Source organism: Longicatena sp., assembly GCF_982403165.1.
In genome coordinates, this window is sequence record NZ_CEVYEL010000042.1 from 1 (window position 1) to 22,045 (window position 22,045).

Here is a 22,045-nt window from a genome sequence, read left to right on the forward strand (position 1 = left end):
GAACCGTACGTACGGTGGTGTGAGAGGGTGATTTATTTCACCCTACTCGATTGTAGAAAAACAATAAAAAGTAATAAAAAGTAATAAAGAAATGATTGACAATAAGAAAAATTATACTATAATGAAGGCATAAGGAGGATGTGTGAATGAATCTGAAGGAAAACAACAGAATTACGACGTTAAATGAAAAAATGCTTCATCAGCCTCGTTATGTCAGCATTGAACAGGCACTGATCATTACGCAGACATATAAGGAACATGAGCAAGAACCTATCATCATGAAACGTGCACATGCTTTGTACAATGCGTTATGTCAATTGGAAATCGGCGTAGAACAGGAAGAATTAATAGTCGGGAATCGTACCAAGGGTGTACGATACGGGGTTGTTTTTCCGGAAAGCGGGATTTCCTGGGTAGATCGAGAATTAGAAACGATATCCACCAGACCACAGGATAAGTTTCATGTACGCCCTGAGGATATCAAAACATTTCGTGAGGTTATCGTTCCCTATTGGCGAGGAAAAAGTTTAGAGGATGTAGTCAAACAACGCTGTGGAGATGAAATATCTGCAATTGGCAAGGTCGTAAAAATCAATCAGACAGACCATGCCCAGGGGCATATTTGTCCCAATGTCAAAGAGTGGTTGGAAAAGGGGCCGAGCGGTTTATTAGAGGAGGCAAAACAGCAATTGGCTGTTTGCAAGGAAGAACAAAAAGTTTTTTATGAGGCAGTGATCTTAGTCATGGAAGGCGTAAAGAAGTTCTATATGCGCTATCATGATCTATTAGTATCAAGTGCATCAACTGCTGATGAAATATATCGCTCACATATGCTTGAAGTTGCGCGGATTTGTAAGAAATTGAGTGAAAAACCTGCTGAATCTTTCCATGAGGCCGTTCAATCTGTTTGGATGCTGTTTGTGGTTTTGCATATGGAAAGCAATGCTAGTAGCTTTTCTCCGGGACGTTTGGATAAAACGCTGTATCCATACTATGAAAAAGATATAAAACAAGGACGATTAGATAAAGAGAAAGCTTTGGAAATTATTGAATGTTTATGGCTGAAATTTAATGAGATTGTGTATTTGCGCAATCAACACAGCGCAAAATATTTTGCCGGTTTTCCGATTGGCTTCAATATTGCGATTGGTGGTGTAGATGCCCAGGGAAAGGATTATGTAAATGATCTTTCTCATCTATTCTTAGATGCACAAGAAGATTTAGGCTTACCTCAGCCTAATCTATCGGTACGCTTGCATACCCATACTTCAGATGAACTCTTGCATCATGCCATTCGCGTTGTGGCAAAAGGCAGTGGCATGCCGCAATTCTTTAATGATCAGGCAATTATACAAGAAATGGAGAAACTTGGTATTTCTCATGAGGATGCTATGGATTATGCCATAGTCGGCTGTGTGGAATTAACGACACAGGGCAATAATCTGGGGTGGAGCGATGCGGCAATGTTCAATATGAATAAAGTATTGGAATTGACCTTGCATCATGGCATTGATGTATTAACCGGTAAACAGATGGGTCCTGATTATGGTTCGCTAAGCACTTATCAAAGCTTTGAAGAATTAGAAGCGGCTTTTGAAAAGATGCTGTATCATTTTGAAGATCGCATGATTCCTTGTTGTGAACAGGTGGAAAAAGGACATATCGATATTCTTCCAACACCTTTTTTGTCCAGTGTTATTGATGATTGCATGAAGCAAGGCATGGATGTTACCGCCGGTGGAGCACATTATAATTTATCCGGTATTCAGATGATTCAGATAGCGAATTTGGCAGATTCTTTAGCAGCTATCAAACAGCTAGTCTTTGAAGAAAAACGCCTTTTGGCTAAGGATTTGGAAAATGCACTATATAACAACTTTGAAGGACAGGAAGTCATGCGCCAGATGTTATTGAATCGTGTACCGAAATATGGCAATGATGTTGCTTGGGTTGATGAACTCGGTATCAAATGGGCCAGAAAGTTTCGTGAGCGCCTGCGCTCTTATACGAATTATCGTAAAGGACCTTATCATAGCGGAATGTATACGGTCAGTGCGCATGTGCCGATGGGAGAAAATGTCGGTGCCAGTGCGGATGGACGCTTATCTATGACACCTTTAGCCGATGGTGGAATGTCTGCGGTCTATGGCAGAGATTTGAAAGGCCCTACTGCTGTGCTGAAATCTGTATCTCGTATCGATAACAATTTAACAAGCAATGGCGGCTTATTAAATATGAAATTCTTACCGGACTTCTTTAAGACAGACACCGGTATTCAAAAATTTGCGAATTTCTTGCGCTCCTTTGTAGCGTTAGAAATCCCACATGTACAATTCAATGTGGTGCGAAAAGAAGATTTACTGGCCGCGCAGAAACATCCGGAACAATATAGTTCTTTGACCGTGCGTGTGGCTGGCTATACGGCATATTTTACCGAATTGGCAGGTGAGCTGCAAAATGAAATCATTGCGCGAACAAGCTATGACAACGTCTGAATGTCGAGGCAATGTGTTTGATATCAAACGCTTTGCGACACATGATGGGAAGGGCATTCGGACAACGCTGTTTTTAAAGGGATGTCCCTTACGCTGTGTCTGGTGCCAAAATCCAGAAGGCTTAAAAAAAGAGCCGCAAGTCTTATATATGGAAAACAAATGTTTGCATTGCGGCAGTTGTGTACAATGCGCCAAGCATGGCGGTGTCACCATAAAGCAGCAGCATGTGTGCCTACAGCGAGAAGCGCAAGAAGATTGGGAACGCATTGTTGATGCCTGCCCTACCCGTGCGATGCAGTTTGATAGTCGCAGTTATACGGTAGAAGAAGTGATGGAAGAGCTATTAAAAGATGAAGTCTTTTTTCAAAGGGAAGGCGGTATTACAATTTCCGGTGGAGAACCTTTCTTACAGCACGAATTTTTGATTGAGATTTTAAAAGAATGTAAGAAAAAGCAGCTGCATACGGCAATTGAATCTTCCTTTTATACAAATTGGGAAATCATCCAACAGGCATTGCCATATCTTGATCAGATTTACGTGGATTTGAAAGTATTTGACAGTGCTTTGCACAAAAGCTATACTGGTGTTGACAATAAGCAAATTAAAGAAAACATCGCCTTTCTGTTACAGAGTGAGAAAAAAGATGTTGTAACCATACGTACACCATTGATTCCTAAACTTACCGCTAGACCAGACAACATTGCGGCTATTTCCACCTTTATCAGCAATTGCTATTCCAAGGTGCGCTATGAACTGTTAAATTACAATCCATTAGCAAAAGCCAAATATAGCTATCTGGATATGGAATATTGTTTTAATGAAAATCCTAAGCTGTATACAAATGAACAAATGGAACAATTTTATGCCATTGCCCAAACCCATGGCATCCAACAATTTATTAAGGAATAAGGAGAGAAAATAACATGAAAATTTTAGTAGATAACGCAGATCTTAAGGAGATTAAAAAGATTTATGAGGTATATCCAGTAGATGGGGTCACTTGCAATCCTACCATTTTGAAAAAGACTGGACGCAATCCATTTGAGGTATTGAAAGAAATTCGTGCTTTCATTGGGAAAGATGCGGATTTACATGTACAAGTCATTTCCGCCAAAGCAGAGGATATGGTGGTAGAGGCGCATAAGATTCAGGAAGTGCTTGGGGAAAATACCTTTATTAAAGTGCCGGTGATACCGGAAGGCTTAAAGGCAATTCGTCTGTTGGCCAAAGAAGGTGCAAATGTAACAGGAACAGCTATTTATAATCAAATGCAGGGATATTTGGCAGGGAAAGCCGGTGCTGCCTATGTAGCACCATATGTCAATCGTATTGATAATCTTGGCAGCAATGGTATTCAGGTTGCTAAAGATATTCATGATATGCTGAAGAAGGCCGGTTTAAAAACAGAATTACTAGCCGCAAGCTTTAAAAATTCCCAACAGGTGCTGGAATTGGCGAAGTATGGGTTAGGAGCTAGTACGATTGCTCCGGATGTTATTGAAGGCTTGATTAAAGTAGATGCCGCAAGAATTGCTGTTGATGTCTTTACAAAAGACTTTGAAGCATTGTGTGGAGAAGACAGTACGATGCTGGATGCGGCTAAATAAAAAGATAAGAAAAATACCTACTGTGTAACCAATATGGCAGTAGGTATTTTTTATCTAAAGTTATTTATAAATCATCGTTTTGTTCATGCGTATCTTTTGAATAGGTTTTTCCATCAACGTTAATTTCTGTATCAAACGTGATGTGGGAAACTCCGTAGGAGGGATAGGTTTGTACCAAAGCATCTGGGAAACTGTTTCCTGCTTGATACGTAGTGAACTCACGGTAAGGATAAACGAATGCATCATTGCGATATAGGATGTCTATATGCAATAGGCACTTTTCCTGATAGGGCGAGTCGTATTGCATGATAAAATAACTCTTACGTTTGTTTCCTTTTTTGAAAGAGAAGGATTCATCATCATAAATTTCACTGGCATAATGGTGTTTGTTCTCTTGATAGAGCTGTACATACTTAACCATGGTGTTATCTTCTTCCAGTTTTTGCATCGTCAATTGTGCTTTCATCATGGCAGTATGTGTCGTTGGCAATTGTTTCCAATCGATGAATCCTAAGATCATGATCGCACCATCCGTACTTCTAGCAGTCACACTGGTGAAAGGAAATGCAGGCAGCTCATCATAATGGATTTTTGTGGTTTTTACTTTGAAGTTCGTTGCCGTATTCAGAACAAGGGCATCTTCATTGCATAATTCTGCAGCAATAGCTTGTGGCATGCCTTTCTTGATTAGCGCTTTTTGTACTTGGGTAGAAGCTGGTGTTACTTCTTCATAGGACACGGTTTCATAGGTCATAAACATTTTGGTCATTCCATACACCCCAATGGCGAGAACGCTTGTGTAAATAAGAGCGATGGCGAAAAAGGATACATGAGGTTGTTCTGTTTCTATTTGGATATCGGCGTTCAATAATTGATGAATGGAGTGAAACAGCTGATATGCTATATAAATAAGCAATCCCAATCCTATGATGATGGCAATAATTCCAAATAGAAGAAAGAAATAACTTAGTAATACGAAAAGGATATAGAGCAGAAAAGCAATCCGTACGTTCTTCATAGGGTAGCGTTGTGTTAGCTGCGCATCGATATAAAGTGATTCTATCGCCTTTGAAAACTGTTGGATAAAATATACTTGTAACGCGATGGATACGATGGATAGCAGTAAGATACCATCCATATAAGGAGTAGCAGCTAAGCTTGTTTGTATTAGAAAGAGAATGGCCAATCCAATCTCGCTGAAAAAGGCATGCTGAAAGTATGCATTGTGTCTATGTAATGTCCATAGATGGTAGGTCATAAGGCCTATACCGATCAATGGTAAAAAAACATCCAGATAAGCAAATTGCACCGTAAACATCGTTAAGCATAAGCCTACAACAATGCGTCGCAGAATGTGTGTCGTATGTTGTTGATTTTCCATAATTTGATTCCCCCTTGCGCTTTATTGTAGCATATATGATTTTATATCCATAGATGGCTTAAGATATCTTAAGATGTCGCATAAAAAATCCCATAGCTGACTATGGGCGTATGTTTAATGGAACATATCTTTTTTCTTAAAGATAAAGGTGGCAATTACACAGGCAATAATGGCGACTAAGGTAGGGAACCACCATTGTGGAATTGGCAAACCTTCTACATTCATACCATAAAAACTGAAGATAATGTTTGGTATCGCCATGACGATGGTAATAACGGTTAATACTTTCATAACAATATTTAGGTTATTAGAGATGACGGAAGCGAAGGCATCCATCGTTCCTGATAGAATACCGGAATAAATATTACACATCTCGATTGCCTGATGGATTTCAATCATCACATCTTCTAGGATGTCCTGATCTTCTTCATATAGTTTGATCAGCTTTCCACGCATGATCTTATTGAGCGTAACTTCATCTGATTTTAAAGAAGTCGAGAAGTAAACAAGAGATTTTTCTAAGCCCAACATTTGAATCAATTCTTTATTTTTCATAGATTGGTGAAGATTACGTTCTGTTCTTGAAGATACGCGATCAATCTGACGCAGATAGATTAGGAAACGCTGTGAAATCTTCAACAGCAGCAATAATAAGAAACGCGTTTTAAGATCTGTATTCATCCCTTTAATACGACCTTTTGCCATATCTTCGATATTGAGATTATCATATAAAGAGATTGTTACGATACAACCCTTCATAATGATAACACCAAGTGGTAAGGTTGTATAAAGCAATGTATTTTCATCTGTATTTTCATCTTCATCAGCATTAGGATAATCGACAATGACAAGCGTTTGTCCTTCGTCTTCATCATGATCGATATGAGAACTTTCTTCTTCATCCAAACTCGCTTTGACGAATTCAGGGAGAACACCAATTTCTTGAATTAAATAATCACATTCTTCTTGGGTAGGCGCAATAGCGCTGATCCAGCATCCTTTTTCTGGTTTGTCGATTTTTTTGGTCATCGTGCCAAAAGTTTTGTAAAATTCAATCATACGTACCTCCTTTTTACAGGAGGCTGGTTTGTATACTGCCTCCTGTTATGTGTTTTCTTATCTTATTTTGACATGGGCTTTCCGGCTCTGGAGACATATACAACACCTTCTTTCTTCTTAGCTTGTTTATTATAGCACAGTTCGTTTCACTTGTGAGTGTCCTACATAACTTTTTTTATAATTTATATCCTATTTTAAAGGATAACCATGATAACCCAGCTGATTTCGTAATTTGTGTTTTCTTTTTCTATATGGTAAACTTAATAAAACAAAGCGATAAGCTAATTTGGAGGCGATATTTTCGATGGTGGATATTTCTGCTGTCGGCAACGGTAAATGGATAACGAGAATAGGGCATAAGGATGAATCATCCATTTTTATGTTACCTAATTTTGTCCTTGCCGTTAGGATTTTTATGCTTGCGGCACAAGGAGTGCTGTTTTTTTATGTTTATTGAAAGGAATGAAAAAAATGCGAGAAATACGTTTATTAAACATGGATGAAAAGGCGGATATCAAAACTATCTTATTAGCGTTACCTGATTGGTTTGGTCTTCCGAATTCTTTAGAAAGTTATGTAGTAGAAAGTCAAAAGCTTACTGTCCTTGGTTGTTTTGAGGAAACAAAGCTGATTGGTTTTATCACCTTAAAGCCAACGAGCGAGAAAACTTTAGAACTGTATGTGCTCGGGATTTTGCCGACCTATCATCGTCAGGGAATTGGCAACACCATGATGCAAGCGGTAGTGGCCTATGCAAAGACGCATGGTTATTATTATCTTCAGGTGAAAACATTGGCACCTGAGGCGAAAGATGAATATTATTTAAAAACCTATGCCTTTTATCGTTCGCTTAATTTTGTGGATGTAGAGGTATTACCATTATGGGATGAATGGAATCCCTGTCAAATGATGATTTGTAAAACGGAAGAAGTTACTTGTAAATAGGAAAAAAGCATATGGCTAGCGTCATTTGACAGCAATCACATATGCTTTTTATTTAGGATAATGAAAGTCTTTTAATAATAATAGATTTCGTTTTTTACTGCTTCGGCCTTTTCTTTACCTGCTAGCTTTTCAATGATAGCAAACGCAAAGTCAATTACAGCTGCTGCACTTCTTCCGGTGATCAGATTGCCATCCGTTACGGTATATTGATCTACATACGTGCCATTGAAATCTTCATTCATGCTAGTAAAGCAGGTGTAGTTTTTACCTTTTAAATACCCTTGACGGCCTAATATGGTCGGTGCTGCACAAATAGCGGCAACAACTTTATCTGCATCCATGAAGGCTTTTAAAATAGCCATGACGTTATCATTGGCTTCTAATTTCTGATAATGTGGTCCTCCAGGGAAGAACAAAACGTCATATGCATTCGGATCGATCGTATCCAGATCTAACAGATTGCTCATCGTGATATGGAAACGTCCGCATGCTTCTTTTGCGGATACGGCACTGATATCCATGTCAATTCCTGCTCTTCTTAATAAAGCAATGGTTCCTACAGCTTCTAATTCTTCATAACCATCCGTTAAAATACATAACACTCTCATAAAAATGCCTCCTTTTTTCAACATCATTATACGCCTATTTTTCATCAAGTGGGCAGTAAATGCATCTTTTATCAAAGAAGCACAGAGTACTATCTATCTGATGCAGGATAAGCAAATCATTTTCAAGAAAGAAACAGGGATATGCATAGCATAAAAAGGTCGTAAGCTGCCATCACGTCATCATTTTTCGTTTCACAAAGGAATACACTATAGCATAGGTGAGGTGTGGCTATGAACAAGCTTATGTACATTAATCAAGTGCTGAATGGCTTTGTCTGGGGCAAATATATGATTTTCTTTTTATTGTTTACAGGTATATGGCTGATGATCGTGACAAATTTTTTACCTTTTCGTAAGATCAAACTGATATTTCATAAGACCCTTGGGGCTTTAAAAAAAACCAATGCCCAAGAAGGTATTACACCTTTTCAAGCAGTATCGACAGCTTTAGCCGGTACATTGGGTGTTGGCAGTGTCGTAGGGGTTACCACTGCTTTGACCATGGGAGGACCAGGTGCCTTATTTTGGATGCTCATCAGTGCCATCCCCGGTATGATGAGCAAGTATGCAGAGATTGTCTTGGCAATTCACTATCGTGAAAGAAGTAAAGACGGCAGTTATATCGGAGGTCCGATGACGACGCTGGAACATGGCTTGCATCTGCGATTTTTTGGTGTTTTATTTGCTGTATTTTGTGTGTTTGCCTCTTTTGGGATAGGTAATCTGACACCGGCTAATACGATTGCCCACACCTTGCAAACGTATCTGCCTCTTTCCCCTATGCTTATCGGTATTGTATTGGCATTGATCATCGGCATCATCATGCTAGGCAAGGCGAAAGGAATTATGCGTTTTAATGAAATAATCATTCCCATCATTTCGATTGGCTATGTGCTGGCTTGTATCTATTTACTGCTTCTGCATATGGATGAATTGCCACATGTCTTCACGCTCATCTTTGATGATGCCTTTGATTTCATGAGCGCGGCCGGAGGTATCAGTGGCTTTGCCATTTCCCGGGCAATGCATTATGGCATATCGCGCGGCGTATTTTCTAATGAGGCTGGTATGGGAAGCTCTCCCTTATCACATGCCGCTGTTGTAAATGTGAATGCAGTAGAACAGGGCTTTTGGGGCATATTTGAAGTATTCTTTGATACGATTATCGTCTGTACATTGACAGGTCTTGTCGTTTTATCCAGTGATGCATGGGGCCAAAGTCTGGAAGGTGTTGCCTTGACCGTAGCTTGCTTTGAAGAAGGGTTTGGTTCTTTTGGTGGTATGCTGTTTGCCATTGCCATCATATCCTTTGCTTTACCTTCAATCTTAGGATGGTACTATTATGCAATCACCTGTCTTCATTATTTATTCAAAACACGTATCATGATTGTTTGCTATTCACTGCTCTTTCTTGTTTTGTTAATATATGGCTGTGGTATGGAACTGGGCTTTGTTTGGGAAGTCGCAGATACCTTAAATGGTCTTATGGCCATACCAAATCTGATTTCACTAGTGCTTTTATATAAAACTGTGGTAAAATTAACGAAAGAATACTTGCGCGTTCATAGGAGTGATTAGATGAAGATAGTAATTGCCTGTGATTCCTACAAAGGATGTATGACTTCACGACAGGTAGCCACACAAATTGAAAAGGGTATCCACCGTCTGGATACCTCTATTGAAACGGTATCCTACGTGATTGGTGATGGGGGAGAAGGTACGGTTGCGGCTTTTCATGAAACCTGTCATGGCATAAAACAGCCGGTACAGACCAGTGATGCGTATGGTAAAAAAATCATGAGCGAGTATACCATCATTGAAGATGGCCGTTGTGCGGTGATTGAAGTGGCGAATATTATCGGCTTGAATATGCATGAAAGAGAGCGCAGAGCACCATTTTTTGGCAGTAGTTTCGGTGTCGGCACGGTTATTTTGGATGCTGTAGCAAAAGGCTGTAAAAAAATCATCATCGGCTTGGGAGGCAGTGCTACCAATGATGGCGGTATGGGGCTGTTACAAAGCTTAGGCGCGCGTTTCTATGATATGAATCATAAATATTTATCTCCGCAAGCGATGAATCTGGAAAAGATTCGTTATATTGATTTGAATCGTTTAAATAAATTAGAAGGTATTGAATTGATTGCGGCTTGTGATGTGAAAAATCATTTGTTGGGGGAAAATGGGGCAACTTATGTTTTTGGGAAACAAAAGGGCTTTTTTCCTAATCAAATCAAAAAGGTGGATATGGCGATGCAGAATTATCGCGATCAGCTTTATCGTTATACCCATGTGGATATTGATACTTTTGAAGGCGGTGGAGCTGCCGGAGGAATTGGTGCTGTATTGATAGGCATTTTGCAGGCGAAGATGATGCCCGGTATTGAGTTGTTAATGAGTTATAGTGACATTGAAGATCAGATACAAGATTGTGATCTGGTCATCACCGGAGAAGGACAAAGTGATCGTCAGACGATGTATGGCAAAGTGCCGGCTGGTATTTTGAAAGTGGCCAAAAAACATGATAAGCCAATTATTTGTATCAGTGGAGCCTTAGGCATTGGTTATATGGATCTATATGAGTTAGGCTTTGTTGGTATTTATAGCATTGCCGATCGTGCCATGACGTTTCAACAAGCTTTAGAAAATGCACCCGAAAAATTAGAATTAGCTGCATATGGCATTATGCGGACAATTTGGTATTTTAAAAATCATTCTTGAATAGAGAAGGTATAAGCAAATAATGAAAGGACTCTTATGAAAATACGGAAATGGCTGATGGTCATTGGCAGCTTACTATGTAGTCTATTGCTTCTTATATAGGGAGTACAATACTTCTTTCATGATCATCTATCTTCCTATGAGATAACAGATCTAAGTAAAAAGGAGCAGCGATTGCTTAAGACTTTTTATGCGAATGATCATATCGTCAAAGGGGAATTGTTTGATATTGCATACGATTATTTTTATACATATGATGATTATCAAATAACATTGTTGAAAAAAGTGGATGGAACTATCCATGATCTGACAATTTCTGTCTTTGCTTATCAGCAAGACAAAGAAACTATCAAAGTGATGGGTCGTTATCCTTTAAATCAAGTATTTCAAGATGATCTCATGCAGGATATTATGCAAACACCACATGTCTGGAAGATGAAGGGCAGAAGCCTGTTTGATGTCGCTAATCGACACATGAGTAATCGTATCAAGGTAGTAATTGCATATCGTGATGGTAAAGAACAATTTATGCTGGAAGCACCACACATAGCAATAAAGCAGCTTGTAAAGCGAAAGATAGAAAACGGACAACCATTGCAAATCAGCTATTTTCAAAACAAAGAGAAATTATTAAAAGGCGATACTGTTTGGGATAATGAATATACAGATATGTATAAGTATTTGATAGGATTGTTTTATTCATCATTTCCAACCTATCAAAAAGAATTGGATGTGATCTTTCCCCGCTATCAAAAAGAGCGCGAAGAAGATTGTTTGCGCCTCTTGCAGTTGGCTTTGATCACGGATGAACAATACGCAAATAGCGTAAAGTATTATGATGATATTAACAGTACCCAAACCAAGCGTTGGATCTTGCAGAAATTAGACTCGATGGAGCCTATCATACGCCAAGCATATACAGAACAATCGACGAATGAAAATACATTATGTTTTCTATTAGAACTGAAACAGCAGGTGTATGAAAGATTAAACGATCAAAAGAAAGCCAAAGCGTATGCGAACGAACTGGCAACCTTAAAGTAAACTGGTTGAATGCAGAAAAAACGTTATATAATATTATGGTAAAAAACAGGAAGTAGGATAATCATTCACGCTCTGCTTGTGATGTTCTACTTCTTTTTTTATCCATCACGAAGCAATGGAAGGATGAGAAAGAAGTCTTTTCGATTCATCGAACTCCTTCAATTTTCATAAAAAGTGTTTACAAGCATAGAAAAATGACATATAATAGGTTTGCAAAACATATGAACAATTGTTCATATGTTAGAAAGTTGAGGATGCATGTGATGGCAAAAGAAAAACTAGAATGTGAAGAACGGCAAATCCATGAAGATGCCATTGCCAGAATCAAAGCGGACATGCTGAGTGTGGAAACGGGGAATGAATTATCTGCCTTGTTTAAAATGTTTGCGGATCCCACCAGATTAAAGATATTAGGTATGTTATTTAAAGAAGAGCTTTGTGTTTGTGATATTGCTTTTCTTTTAGATATGACACATTCCGCAGTATCACATCAGCTATCGGTCTTACGGCAGAATCGTTTAATTAAATATCGCAGAAGCGGGAAAAATGTTTTCTATTCTTTAGATGATGCACATATCCAACAAATCTATGATGCAGGTTTAGCGCATATCTTAGAACATTAATGCTAAATACAATTGGAAAACAATTCGCCCATCCCAATGGCATATGTGGCAGGTTAGCAACTAAAGTAATGAATCTTATGAATCATAAGATGTATGATATGGTACTCATGCATCTGCAAACTACAGAAGCAAGAACGATTTTAGATGTTGGCTTTGGCAATGCGCAAGTACTTAAAAAAGCATTGCGTCTTCATTCTGGCACATACTATGGAGTAGAGATCAGTGAAACAATGATTAAAAAAGCCCGGCAGGATAAAGCTTTGCAAGGCATGGAACTAGTATATGGAAAGGTCGAAGAACTGCCGTTTCAAGATGAAATGTTTGCGTATCAATATAGTATCAATACGATATATTTCTGGGAAAGTCTGGATCAAGGGTTTCAGGAACTATATCGCTGTGGAAAACCTGACAGCATTTGTGTGATTGCTTTTTATTCAGCATCCTGGCTGAAACGCAAACGAAGGCTGTTTCCCATGTTTCATTGTTATGAAAAAGAAACGATCCTACAGAGCATGGAAAGTAATGGTTTTACAAAGGAATCCCTATTAACAATGGGGAAAGACAAGGGGTATTGTCTAATCGCGCGTCGTAAATAAAGGAGGTAGAGAGAATGCAGAAGATTTATGTCTTAGAAGGCTTGGATTGTGCGAATTGCGCAATGAAAATAGAGCGACAAGTAGCAAAAGTTAAGGGGGTACAAGAGGCCAATGTGGATTTTGTCACAAAGAAGTTATATGTAGAGTATGAAGATGCGACAATAGAGGAAGCAATCCTTTCTACAGTGACAAGCATTGAACCTGAGGTTGTACCACGTGAAGTTAAGCAAAAGAAACCGATGGAAAATAAATCGCAGAAACATGTACATGCACAGGAAGACAGCTGTTGCGAACATGCACATTCTCATGACGAGGAACATGAACATCATCATGATCATGATGGTTGTTCTTGTACACATGCACATGTAGAAGAAGTACGGGAACTGCAAGGGGCAGACAAGTTGTATCTTACAGGGTTAGATTGTGCAAACTGTGCGGCCAAAATAGAACGCCATGTAGCGGGCATGGAAAATGTAGCTGATGCCAGCTTGAACTTTTCAAATGGGATCTTATTTGTTCAGCTGAAAGATAAGATGAAAAAAGAAGAAACGCTGATGAAAATCATGGAGGTAATACCAACCTTAGAAGATGGTGTTCTTGTGGAAAAAGAAAAAAAGGTGCAAGAAATGGAACCCCAATATAGCATGTTTTCTTTTCGCAACAATGCTCAACTGTATAGTGGAATTTTCCTTTTTCTTGTAGGACTTTTCTTTCATGAAACAGCTTATAGCGTATGGATTTTTCTGGCAGCCTTTGTGTTTGCCGGTGGTAAAGTTGTTATCACAGCTATGCGTAATGTGTTAAAAGGTGAAGTGTTTGATGAAAATTTCTTGATGAGTATAGCAACCATTGGCGCCTTTGCGATACAGGATTATGAAGAAGCTGTTGCGGTTATGATTTTTTATGAAATCGGTGAGATGTTTCAATCCTATGCCGTGAATCGTTCTCGAAAATCCATATCTTCCTTAATGAATATTCGCGCCGATTATGCAAATGTGCTTGATGGAGAGCAGGAAATCAAAAAAACACCGGAAGATGTCAAAATCGGTGAGCTCATCCTTGTGAAACCGGGAGAACGCGTACCATTGGATGGGATAATTATAAAAGGAAGCAGTGCGTTGGACACGTCAGCATTAACCGGAGAAAGTATGCCTCGCGATGTCCATATAGATGATGAAGTGTTGGCTGGGGTTGTCAATTTAAGTGGTGTATTGACCATGAAGGTTACCAAACCATATGGGGAATCAACGGTATCTCGTATTTTAGAGCTAGTGGAAAATGCCAGCAGTAAAAAAGCACCAATGGAGAAATTCATCACCAAATTTGCCAGAGTCTATACACCAAGTGTTGTTGCTTTAGCAGTTGCTTTGGCGATATTGCCTCCTTTGTTTAGCAATCAAATTCATGTTATGGATATGCTGGAAAGTGCTTTGACATTTCTGGTTGTCTCTTGTCCTTGCGCATTAGTAGTATCCATTCCATTAGGCTTATTTGCCGGAATCGGTGCTGCCAGTAAACAGGGAATCTTGATAAAAGGTGGTAATTATTTAGAAGCATTGCAGAATATTGATACTGTGGTATTTGATAAGACGGGAACGCTGACCAAAGGTGTTTTTCGCGTTGTAAAGGTCGATGCACAGCAAGGCAGTAAAGAAGCATTGCTGCAACTGGCGGCATATGGTGAATATCATTCTTCTCATCCTATTGCCCTGTCTATCAAAGAAGCTTATGGAAAAACGATAGATGCATCTTGTCTAGAACATTATGAAGAAGTTGCCGGTAACGGCATACAGGTTACCATTCATGGAGAGAAGGTATTGTTAGGTAATGAGAAACTGATGCGGACACATGGCATATCGACCGTTCCATGTCCGACACCGGGCACCATCATTCACATAGCGAAAGAAAATGTGTATCTTGGCTATGTGCTGATCAATGATGAAATGAAAGAAACAAGTAAACAAGCAATTCAGGAACTAAAACGAAATGGGGTCAAACGCTGTATCATGTTAAGTGGAGATCGCAAAGAAGTTGGCGAACATGTGGCAAAAGAATTAGCATTGGATGAAGTGCATATGCAATTGTTGCCAGCGGATAAAGTAGCACGAGTTGAGGAATTGCTGCAACAAGAGGATGCCAAACATAAACTGGCATTTGTCGGTGATGGTATGAATGATGCGCCTGTGTTGGCCCGTGCGGATGTCGGTGTTGCTATGGGTGGTATCGGAAGTGATGCAGCCATAGAAGCAGCGGATATCGTGTTAATGAAAGATGATCCACTTGCTTTAAGTGAAGCAATTCGGATTGCCCGTAAAACGATGTATGTACTATGGCAAAATATCGTTTTCTCTTTGGGTGTTAAAGGAATTGTATTAGTACTGGCAGCTCTTGGTATTGCCAATATGTGGATGGGCGTTTTTGCGGATGTTGGTGTCACCTTGCTTGCTGTCTTAAATTCGATGCGGATATTACGTATGAAAAAGAAATAAGAAAGCAATATGAAAGATGTAATCAAAAAAACAGATTGCATCTTTTTCCTTTATCCAAAGCAGCAGGATGCAAAAGATTAAAGGAAAAATGTTATTCCTTGGAAGATGATGTAACTATTTGTAATATTCTATGTGAAATTATGGAAAAGATTGCAAGAGGGAATTGATTTTTGTTATAATGGGGTTTCCATTTATATGTAATTGAGGTGATGATATGAAAAAAGTTATCATATGTTTGTTTACCTTCGCCTTGGTGATGACAGGATGTGTCAGCACAACATCGAAAAAAACCAATTCTGAAAGCAAGGTTATAGAAATTGGTGTGGATGATGCCATCGCAAAAATACAGAAAAAGCAAAGCTTTGTCTTGTTGGTAACCCGTAAGCAATGTGAATATTGTGAAGCTATGCTAGAAATGCTTAAGGATACCATAAACGATCATAACTTGGTCATTTATGATACGATCATGCGAGATGATACAGTGGAGCATCTAAATGAGGATGTGGATAAGTTAAAGGCATATCTGGATCGTCCGGATCAGACACCGCATTATTATTACATCAAGAATGGCGAAGTTGCGGATGCGCAAAAAGGCTACACCCAATTTCAACCGGATCGATTTTGGGAGTGGGTCGCTAAGAACGATTTAGAGGGTATGAAATAGTGTGCAATAAGAAAGATACGCATTTTAGATGATATGAAATGAAAGAAACTGTGAAAATTTTCTAAAACTATTGATAATTTCTTTCATCACCAGTATAATATATAAGAATACGTAATGAGATCCTTTTTGATTTTAGAAAGTGATGTGTGAAGATGAAGACATGGAATGAGGTTTATGCAAACGCAAAATCACAGTGTGCCAAATGTCGATGCTGTCCTGTTTGTGATGGCAGAGCCTGTCGCGGTGAAACTCCGGGTCCCGGCGGAAAGGGCAGTGGCAGCGCCTTTGTGCGAAATAGTGAAATGCTGAAAAAGATTTTGATTCAGATGGATACAATTACTTCCAATGAAGAAATTGATACAGCTTCCGATTTTTTCGGACATCCGGTAGCTTTACCGGTGTATGCAGCACCAATCAGCGGTATTGAACAAAATTATGGCGCTAAGATGCGTGATGATGATTATACCAGAGAACTGGTTGAGGGTTGTCTGCAGGCAAATACATTAGCATTCACCGGTGATGGTATGCATGATGAAATGTTTAAAGGACCAATGGAAATTGTAAAACAACACAATGGATATGGTATCCCGACCATCAAACCATGGCAATATGAGCATATGAAATGGCGCATTGAACTGGCAAATGAAGGAAATGCATTGGCCATTGCTTCCGATATTGATGCCAGTGGTCTTTCTAACTTGCGAAACAGTGTGACGCCCGTTGGTTTTAAAAGCGTAGAGGATTTAAAGGAAATAAAAGCCATGTGCAAGGTGCCCTTTATTTTAAAAGGCATTCTCAGCGTAGCGGGAGCGCGCAAAGCTTTGGCAGCTGGGGCAGATGGAATCATCGTTTCAAATCATGGTGGACGTGTTTTAGACGATAGTCCAAGTGGTATTGAAATGTTGGAAGAAATCGTAAACGTTGTGGATGGACGTATGAAAGTCTTTGTGGATGGTGCATTCCGTAGCGGTAATGATGTCTTTAAAGCATTGGCATTAGGAGCTGACGGTGTTCTGATTGGCCGCCCTGCATCACAAGCAGTGATCGGCGGCATGGCAGAAGGTATCCGCATTTATATGGAAAAGATTCAGCTTGAATTAAAAGAAGCAATGGCAATGTCCGGTTGCAAGAGCATTCAGGATATTACCAGAGATAAAGTTATAGTTACATTTTAAATAGGAGGACGACTATGAGTTCATTTGAGAATAATGCCTTTTTCTGGCAAAAATTAGATACCTTGTATCTATCAAGCAAACTGGTCATTGACCGCCCACGCAACACTTGTCATTACAAGTATAGCAATATGATTTACCCTGTTGATTATGGATATTTAAATGATACAACAGGTTCTGATCAAGCACCGATTGATGTATTTAAGGGCAGTGAAAAAAGCAATCTGGTACAGGCGGTTGTTATCAGTGCCGATATCCTGAAAAAGGATTGTGAAGTAAAATTATTGATTGGCTGTAATGAAGAAGAGGAACATGATATTTTAGAGTTCCTGAATCAGACAGAGTTCCAAAAAGCGGTATTGATTCGCAGAGGAAACGATGTTCCAGAATGGGCCGTTAACGATTAAGCTGACATGTTCAGCTTCTTTTTTTGTTAAAAACGAAAGCGCAATAAGAAAGCGTCATCCCTTGAAAGGTATGGATAAAAACCTGATTTCATATACTGAAGCAGGAGGGATGCATATGAAAAAGATCATTTGTTTATGGCTTTGTCTTTTTGTTCTATGCGCGTGTACAAAACCAGGAAGTTTTGAAGATGGGAATATAGATATGGAAAAAGTCATAGAGGAAATAAATGAAGAGATTGCGGATGGTCATTGGAAGATGGGATTGTTACAGGATGAAGCGCTAAGCTTACAGGAAGTAGAGAAGCAATATCATATGGATATGACACAAATCAAGGATTGCCGTGTTCAACAGGCACTTATTCCGGCACAATTGAGTGAGGTAGCCCTGTTTTTAGCCAAACCCCAGGCAGATACCATGCTGAAAAAAGCTATTCAAGAACATAAAGAAGATTTGAAGCAGCGCTATGCGGGGATACTCATGGATGGGAATACGCTAATAGATTCGGCATTGCAAGGGCGCATTGGGCAATATTATTATTTTGTTCTTGGTGAAGACGCAAAAAAGGTGGTACACTATATGCAGGAGATAAAGTAGGTGTGAGCTATGTACAAAATAAAATGTTTGTATCGTGAATTCACTTCCTTTGAAGGGAGCCTTTTTAAATACTCGCTCTCTTTTTCTCTTTTATTAGCACTGGCTCCATCTTTGCTGATATTTGCATTGATGTTTAAATTCGCTTATCTTGATGATACGATCATTCTCAACTTTATCATGAATTTTATACCGGATGGCAACTTGGAAACGATCAATCAGCTGTTTCAGTTTTTTACGAGTAAGGATTATAGTATCTTATCCTTTATCGTTACGATGTGTGTTTCCTTTTATCTGGCAAGTCGCAGTATTTTTTCTTTTCTTTTGATTAGCGCATCTCATGAAGAAGTCGATGTTCCAAAATGGTCGATTCGTATTAAATCAGTCGTACTCTTTGTCAATCTGGCGATTATTATTGTAGCTGCCATTTTTATTGCGACAAACTTTTTAGAATTTCTCCCTCTGATTTCTTCTTTGATCATGCTGATGTTCTTCTATATGATGTATCGGGCATTAAGTTTTCGCCGTCATGATTGGAGCTTTGGGTTATTGGGGGCAATGTTTTCGACGATTTGTATTATGGGATTGGCCACGTTATTTGTAACAATTGTAAAATATTTTACATCTTATCAAGACGTGTACGGACCATTGGCATCCCTTGTCACATTGTTGTTGGCAATTTATCTGATTTCCTGTATCATATACTTCGGATTCTGTTTGAATTTGGTGATGGAAGAAACATATGGTCGTGAAGCAGAATTGCCAATGAAAAATGAACGCATCTTTCACTGGGCACGAACCATCAGTGATAAAATAAAAGAAAAGCTATAGGAAATAGAGGTAAACATATGAAAGTAGTAATTAAAAAAACGGGAATCAATGGGGAAGGTATCGGCTACATTGACCGATTGCCGGTATTTGTAGCAGGGGCATTGGTTGATGAAGAGGTTGATATTCGTGTGGTAGAGCGTAAAAAGCGTTATGCCATTGGAGAAGTAAACCGCATTATAAAGAAAAGTAAGGACCGTATTCAACCGAAATGTCGTATGCAGCATATCTGTGGAGGCTGTCCTTTGATGATCGCTCGCTATCCACGGCAATTGGAATATAAAAAAGATGTGTTGAAACAGTCTTTGATCAAATATGCACAGGTAAATCCAAGAAAAATACAGAATGTCTTACCGAGTGCAGATATATTTGGCTATCGCAATCAATTTAAGATGCCTTGCGCGATGGAAGAGAAGCGTTTGGGAAGCGGATTGTTTATGCCCAATTCAAATTATTTTATTGATATCCGCCGTTGTTTTGTACATGAAGATGAATTAGAAAAAATGCGCGCACGTATTATGGATATATTAAACGCTGATGGCTATCTTGGCTATGATCACCATCAGAAAAGTGGGATTCGTAATCTAGTCGTACGAGGATTTGACAATCGCTATCAATGTACGATCATTACCGGAGAAGATGAATTGTTGCCTCAGACAATTGATAAGCTGATGCGCTTACCGGGCATGTACAGCTTGTGGCAAAGCATACATACGATTAAGAAAACACCGGAAATTTTTGGTCCGAAAATGATTTTTCTGGCAGGGGAGAAATTATTGCCCTTGCATCTGGATGGTTTGGATTTGGAAATTTCACCTCGTTCATTCTTTCAGTTAAACACCAAACAGGCAATTCAGCTATATCGCACCATTGCGTCCATGATTTCAGGCAATCATGAATTCATCGTTGAAGCTTATAGTGGAATCGGTGCCATTTCTTTATACCTTAAGGATAAAGCAAAAGAAATCATCGGCATTGAAAGCATTAAGGATGCTGTTGTAAATGCGAATCGCAATGCGAAAAAGAATGGCTGTGCACATGTGTCTTTTGTGTGTGATGATGCGGCCAATAAGCTTGTCTATTTATCGAAAAAGCGTACAATTGACGTATTGGTTGTCGATCCGCCGCGCAGTGGATTGGATAATGCGATGTTGGAATGCATCTTGCGCAGCAAAATTAAAGAAATCGTCTACGTGTCATGTAATGCAGCAACGCTTGGGAAAAATTTGGCAGTATTGCAGAGTTGTTATCATGTGGAAAAAGTAGTACCGATTGATATGTTCCCACATACTCCTCATGTGGAAACAGTAACGTTATTAAGACGAAAAGAAAGACGTAAATAAATAAAAATAGATAGTAGGTATCTGCGTAATAGACTATGAGAATTTGCCTGATTCTTCTAAAGGCATATATTGATAATCAAAATTGTAAGTTTGTATTTTGAAAAACAAGGGCCTTTTTATGTAAATCGAATTGATTCATAAAAAGGTTAGTGCGCCATAGTAGGAGAGAATTTGCACCCACCATAAGTGAAAAAACGTTGATGATCCTACATAATTTTCATATCGAAGGCATATTAGTAGATAATTTTAAGCTATATGCGCATTTATCCAAAATAATTCTGCACCTATGCATGGTGCATTTTTTTGTCATTTTTTCCTGCACCATAAAACGTGCATTTTTTTATATGTGAAAAATATTGCTCTCTTCTTACAATAAGGGCAGAAAGGAGATGAATGAATGTATCAGAAAATTTTTGAAACCGGTATACAGGTCGTCAAAAAAATTCAATCCACGCAGCAAACTGCCATTGAGCAAAGCGCGCAATGGATTGCAGAAGCCTTCCTAAATGGACATACCTTTTTTGTCAGTGGTAGTGGGCATTCTCATACGGTTTGTGAAGAATTTTATGGCCGTGCCGGAGGGTTAGCGTTTACGGTTCCCATCCTTACCACTGAATTGACCATGACGGAACATCCTACCAAAAGTTCTTATATCGAAAAATTATCCGGCTATGCAGCGATTCTTTGTGAACTTTACCATATTACAAAAGATGATGTTCTTGTCATTGCTTCAAATTCGGGGCGTAATGCATATCCGGTTGAATTGGCACAATGTGCAAAAGAAAAAGGTGCTCGTGTCATTGCGATTACTAGCATCAAGCATTCTTCGGCAACGACATCACGAGCAAAAAGCGGTAAGAAGCTGATGGATATCGCGGATATTGTGATTGATAACTGCGGAGAATTAGGTGATGCCTGTTTAGCGGTAGAAGGATGTAATGTTGCTATGATGCCAACCTCCTCGATTGCGAATACGTTTATCGTTCAGGCAATCAGTGTGTTAACAGCACAATATATTGCTGAAAAAGGAGGAACTCCACCTGTCTTTGTCAGTCTAAACGGATTAGCAAAGCAAAACATTAACGATGACCTTTATCAAAAGTATACACGTCTTTACTAACTTAGCATGCGTCATAATAAAAATTGCACGAATATAGGTGCAACGATTTACATATCGCTGTAACCTAATCTATCTTAAAATAATAGTGGAAACGTTATATTTTAAATGGAGAAAACGATCTTTTCCGAAGTAGTGATATGAAAAGCGAAGGAGGTAGCACATGATCAAAGTATTACGTGTAGATGATCGCCTGTTGCATGGACAGGTTGCACAAAGCTGGTCATCCTTTTATCATATTGACAAAATTTTTATCATCAATGATGAAGTGGAGAATGATGAATTTTCTAAAGTCACATTGAATTTGATACGATTCTCAAAAGTAGACAGTACAAATAATTAAAACGTACTGAATA

General features: G+C 39.0%; 21 protein-coding genes. 18 read left to right on the forward strand and 3 right to left on the reverse strand.

The genetic code is table 11. The features are described 5' to 3' along the window. Positions 1-146: 146 nt before the first annotated feature. Genes AC1VS3_RS09370 through AC1VS3_RS09380 form a run of 3 tightly spaced genes read left to right on the forward strand, consistent with a single transcriptional unit; the run spans position 147 to position 4,103 of the window. Entirely contained in the window at positions 147-2,495 is a 2,349-nt protein-coding gene (locus AC1VS3_RS09370; protein WP_008689603.1) for a glycyl radical protein, read from the forward strand. Then, positions 2,458-3,405 carry a glycyl-radical enzyme activating protein gene (locus AC1VS3_RS09375; protein WP_008689602.1) on the forward strand — a complete coding sequence of 316 codons (948 nt, stop codon included), beginning with the start codon at positions 2,458-2,460 and terminating at the stop codon, positions 3,403-3,405. The genes AC1VS3_RS09370 and AC1VS3_RS09375 overlap by 38 nt, the downstream gene beginning before the upstream one ends. A 14-nt stretch (positions 3,406-3,419) precedes the next feature. After that, positions 3,420-4,103, forward strand: a complete 684-nt coding sequence (locus AC1VS3_RS09380) for a transaldolase family protein (protein WP_008689601.1) — start codon at positions 3,420-3,422, stop codon at positions 4,101-4,103. 64 nt (positions 4,104-4,167) lie between these two features. Here AC1VS3_RS09380 and AC1VS3_RS09385 read toward each other — a convergent pair whose 3' ends face one another. Together AC1VS3_RS09385 and AC1VS3_RS09390 are read right to left on the reverse strand one after the other, a co-directional pair. Continuing rightward, positions 4,168-5,484: a hypothetical protein gene (locus tag AC1VS3_RS09385; protein WP_008689600.1), complete on the reverse strand. Its 1,317-nt coding sequence runs from the start codon at positions 5,482-5,484 to the stop codon at positions 4,168-4,170. A gap of 114 nt (positions 5,485-5,598) precedes the next feature. After that, the gene (locus tag AC1VS3_RS09390; protein ID WP_008689599.1) at positions 5,599-6,543 is read right to left on the reverse strand and encodes a magnesium transporter CorA family protein; all 945 of its coding nucleotides are present in this window, start codon (positions 6,541-6,543) and stop codon (positions 5,599-5,601) included. A gap of 462 nt (positions 6,544-7,005) precedes the next feature. On the opposite strand from AC1VS3_RS09390, the gene AC1VS3_RS09395 reads away from it, so the two are divergent. Beyond that, a complete protein-coding gene (locus AC1VS3_RS09395; protein WP_226906249.1) occupies positions 7,006-7,488 on the forward strand; it encodes a GNAT family N-acetyltransferase in 483 nt (160 codons plus the stop codon). Positions 7,489-7,559: 71 nt separating this feature from the next. On the opposite strand, the gene AC1VS3_RS09400 is transcribed toward AC1VS3_RS09395, so the two are convergent. After that, complete coding sequence (locus AC1VS3_RS09400; RefSeq protein ID WP_008689595.1) at positions 7,560-8,096, reverse strand: DJ-1/PfpI family protein; 537 nt, start codon at positions 8,094-8,096, stop codon at positions 7,560-7,562. A 231-nt stretch (positions 8,097-8,327) separates the two neighbouring features. Between AC1VS3_RS09400 and AC1VS3_RS09405 the strand changes: the two genes are divergently transcribed. The 14 genes from AC1VS3_RS09405 (at position 8,328) to AC1VS3_RS09470 (ending at position 22,032) form a co-directional block, all read left to right on the forward strand. After that, complete coding sequence (locus tag AC1VS3_RS09405) at positions 8,328-9,674, forward strand: alanine/glycine:cation symporter family protein (RefSeq protein ID WP_119957548.1); 1,347 nt, start codon at positions 8,328-8,330, stop codon at positions 9,672-9,674. Then, the gene (locus AC1VS3_RS09410) at positions 9,675-10,814 is read left to right on the forward strand and encodes a glycerate kinase family protein (RefSeq protein ID WP_008689591.1); all 1,140 of its coding nucleotides are present in this window, start codon (positions 9,675-9,677) and stop codon (positions 10,812-10,814) included. Positions 10,815-10,988: 174 nt separating this feature from the next. Continuing rightward, complete coding sequence (locus AC1VS3_RS09415) at positions 10,989-11,858, forward strand: hypothetical protein (RefSeq protein ID WP_270355307.1); 870 nt, start codon at positions 10,989-10,991, stop codon at positions 11,856-11,858. 263 nt (positions 11,859-12,121) lie between these two features. After that, complete coding sequence (locus AC1VS3_RS09420; protein ID WP_008689587.1) at positions 12,122-12,481, forward strand: ArsR/SmtB family transcription factor; 360 nt, start codon at positions 12,122-12,124, stop codon at positions 12,479-12,481. After that, positions 12,481-13,077: a class I SAM-dependent methyltransferase gene (locus AC1VS3_RS09425; RefSeq protein WP_008978770.1), complete on the forward strand. Its 597-nt coding sequence runs from the start codon at positions 12,481-12,483 to the stop codon at positions 13,075-13,077. The genes AC1VS3_RS09420 and AC1VS3_RS09425 overlap by 1 nt, the downstream gene beginning before the upstream one ends. 14 nt (positions 13,078-13,091) lie before the next feature. Next, positions 13,092-15,566, forward strand: a complete 2,475-nt coding sequence (locus AC1VS3_RS09430; protein WP_119957549.1) for a heavy metal translocating P-type ATPase — start codon at positions 13,092-13,094, stop codon at positions 15,564-15,566. Between the two features lie 214 nt (positions 15,567-15,780). After that, positions 15,781-16,230, forward strand: a complete 450-nt coding sequence (locus tag AC1VS3_RS09435; RefSeq protein WP_008689582.1) for a hypothetical protein — start codon at positions 15,781-15,783, stop codon at positions 16,228-16,230. A 152-nt stretch (positions 16,231-16,382) separates the two neighbouring features. Continuing rightward, positions 16,383-17,405 (forward strand): alpha-hydroxy-acid oxidizing protein, encoded by a 1,023-nt coding sequence (locus AC1VS3_RS09440; protein ID WP_008689580.1) that lies wholly within the window; start codon positions 16,383-16,385, stop codon positions 17,403-17,405. 14 nt (positions 17,406-17,419) lie between these two features. After that, on the forward strand, positions 17,420-17,809 hold the full coding sequence (locus AC1VS3_RS09445) for an inorganic diphosphatase (protein WP_008689579.1): 390 nt from the start codon (positions 17,420-17,422) through the stop codon (positions 17,807-17,809). Between the two features lie 115 nt (positions 17,810-17,924). Next, positions 17,925-18,404, forward strand: a complete 480-nt coding sequence (locus AC1VS3_RS09450; protein WP_026006697.1) for a DUF4358 domain-containing protein — start codon at positions 17,925-17,927, stop codon at positions 18,402-18,404. Positions 18,405-18,413: 9 nt separating this feature from the next. After that, positions 18,414-19,232: a YihY/virulence factor BrkB family protein gene (locus AC1VS3_RS09455; RefSeq protein WP_008689575.1), complete on the forward strand. Its 819-nt coding sequence runs from the start codon at positions 18,414-18,416 to the stop codon at positions 19,230-19,232. 17 nt (positions 19,233-19,249) lie between these two features. Continuing rightward, positions 19,250-20,572: a 23S rRNA (uracil(1939)-C(5))-methyltransferase RlmD gene (gene rlmD / locus AC1VS3_RS09460; protein ID WP_481275613.1), complete on the forward strand. Its 1,323-nt coding sequence runs from the start codon at positions 19,250-19,252 to the stop codon at positions 20,570-20,572. 397 nt (positions 20,573-20,969) lie between these two features. Further along, positions 20,970-21,692 (forward strand): sugar isomerase domain-containing protein, encoded by a 723-nt coding sequence (locus AC1VS3_RS09465; protein WP_481275614.1) that lies wholly within the window; start codon positions 20,970-20,972, stop codon positions 21,690-21,692. A gap of 160 nt (positions 21,693-21,852) precedes the next feature. Further along, positions 21,853-22,032 (forward strand): PTS sugar transporter subunit IIB, encoded by a 180-nt coding sequence (locus AC1VS3_RS09470; protein ID WP_481275615.1) that lies wholly within the window; start codon positions 21,853-21,855, stop codon positions 22,030-22,032. The last annotated feature ends 13 nt before the right edge of the window (positions 22,033-22,045 follow it).

What these genes read in the sequence shown, in the direction of transcription:
- AC1VS3_RS09375 (WP_008689602.1), top strand. Translation starts at nt 2,458, where the DNA reads ATGAAATCATTGCGCGAACAAGCTATGACAACGTCTGAATGTCGAGGC.
- AC1VS3_RS09390 (WP_008689599.1), bottom strand. Translation starts at nt 6,543, where the DNA reads ATGATTGAATTTTACAAAACTTTTGGCACGATGACCAAAAAAATCGAC.
- AC1VS3_RS09445 (WP_008689579.1), top strand. Translation starts at nt 17,420, where the DNA reads ATGAGTTCATTTGAGAATAATGCCTTTTTCTGGCAAAAATTAGATACC.
- AC1VS3_RS09430 (WP_119957549.1), top strand. Translation starts at nt 13,092, where the DNA reads ATGCAGAAGATTTATGTCTTAGAAGGCTTGGATTGTGCGAATTGCGCA.
- AC1VS3_RS09385 (WP_008689600.1), bottom strand. Translation starts at nt 5,484, where the DNA reads ATGGAAAATCAACAACATACGACACACATTCTGCGACGCATTGTTGTA.
- AC1VS3_RS09405 (WP_119957548.1), top strand. Translation starts at nt 8,328, where the DNA reads ATGAACAAGCTTATGTACATTAATCAAGTGCTGAATGGCTTTGTCTGG.
- AC1VS3_RS09470 (WP_481275615.1), top strand. Translation starts at nt 21,853, where the DNA reads ATGATCAAAGTATTACGTGTAGATGATCGCCTGTTGCATGGACAGGTT.
- rlmD (WP_481275613.1), top strand. Translation starts at nt 19,250, where the DNA reads ATGAAAGTAGTAATTAAAAAAACGGGAATCAATGGGGAAGGTATCGGC.
- AC1VS3_RS09370 (WP_008689603.1), top strand. Translation starts at nt 147, where the DNA reads ATGAATCTGAAGGAAAACAACAGAATTACGACGTTAAATGAAAAAATG.
- AC1VS3_RS09420 (WP_008689587.1), top strand. Translation starts at nt 12,122, where the DNA reads ATGGCAAAAGAAAAACTAGAATGTGAAGAACGGCAAATCCATGAAGAT.
- AC1VS3_RS09425 (WP_008978770.1), top strand. Translation starts at nt 12,481, where the DNA reads ATGCTAAATACAATTGGAAAACAATTCGCCCATCCCAATGGCATATGT.
- AC1VS3_RS09395 (WP_226906249.1), top strand. Translation starts at nt 7,006, where the DNA reads ATGAAAAAAATGCGAGAAATACGTTTATTAAACATGGATGAAAAGGCG.
- AC1VS3_RS09400 (WP_008689595.1), bottom strand. Translation starts at nt 8,096, where the DNA reads ATGAGAGTGTTATGTATTTTAACGGATGGTTATGAAGAATTAGAAGCT.
- AC1VS3_RS09455 (WP_008689575.1), top strand. Translation starts at nt 18,414, where the DNA reads ATGTACAAAATAAAATGTTTGTATCGTGAATTCACTTCCTTTGAAGGG.
- AC1VS3_RS09440 (WP_008689580.1), top strand. Translation starts at nt 16,383, where the DNA reads ATGAAGACATGGAATGAGGTTTATGCAAACGCAAAATCACAGTGTGCC.
- AC1VS3_RS09435 (WP_008689582.1), top strand. Translation starts at nt 15,781, where the DNA reads ATGAAAAAAGTTATCATATGTTTGTTTACCTTCGCCTTGGTGATGACA.
- AC1VS3_RS09465 (WP_481275614.1), top strand. Translation starts at nt 20,970, where the DNA reads ATGTATCAGAAAATTTTTGAAACCGGTATACAGGTCGTCAAAAAAATT.
- AC1VS3_RS09380 (WP_008689601.1), top strand. Translation starts at nt 3,420, where the DNA reads ATGAAAATTTTAGTAGATAACGCAGATCTTAAGGAGATTAAAAAGATT.
- AC1VS3_RS09410 (WP_008689591.1), top strand. Translation starts at nt 9,675, where the DNA reads ATGAAGATAGTAATTGCCTGTGATTCCTACAAAGGATGTATGACTTCA.
- AC1VS3_RS09450 (WP_026006697.1), top strand. Translation starts at nt 17,925, where the DNA reads ATGAAAAAGATCATTTGTTTATGGCTTTGTCTTTTTGTTCTATGCGCG.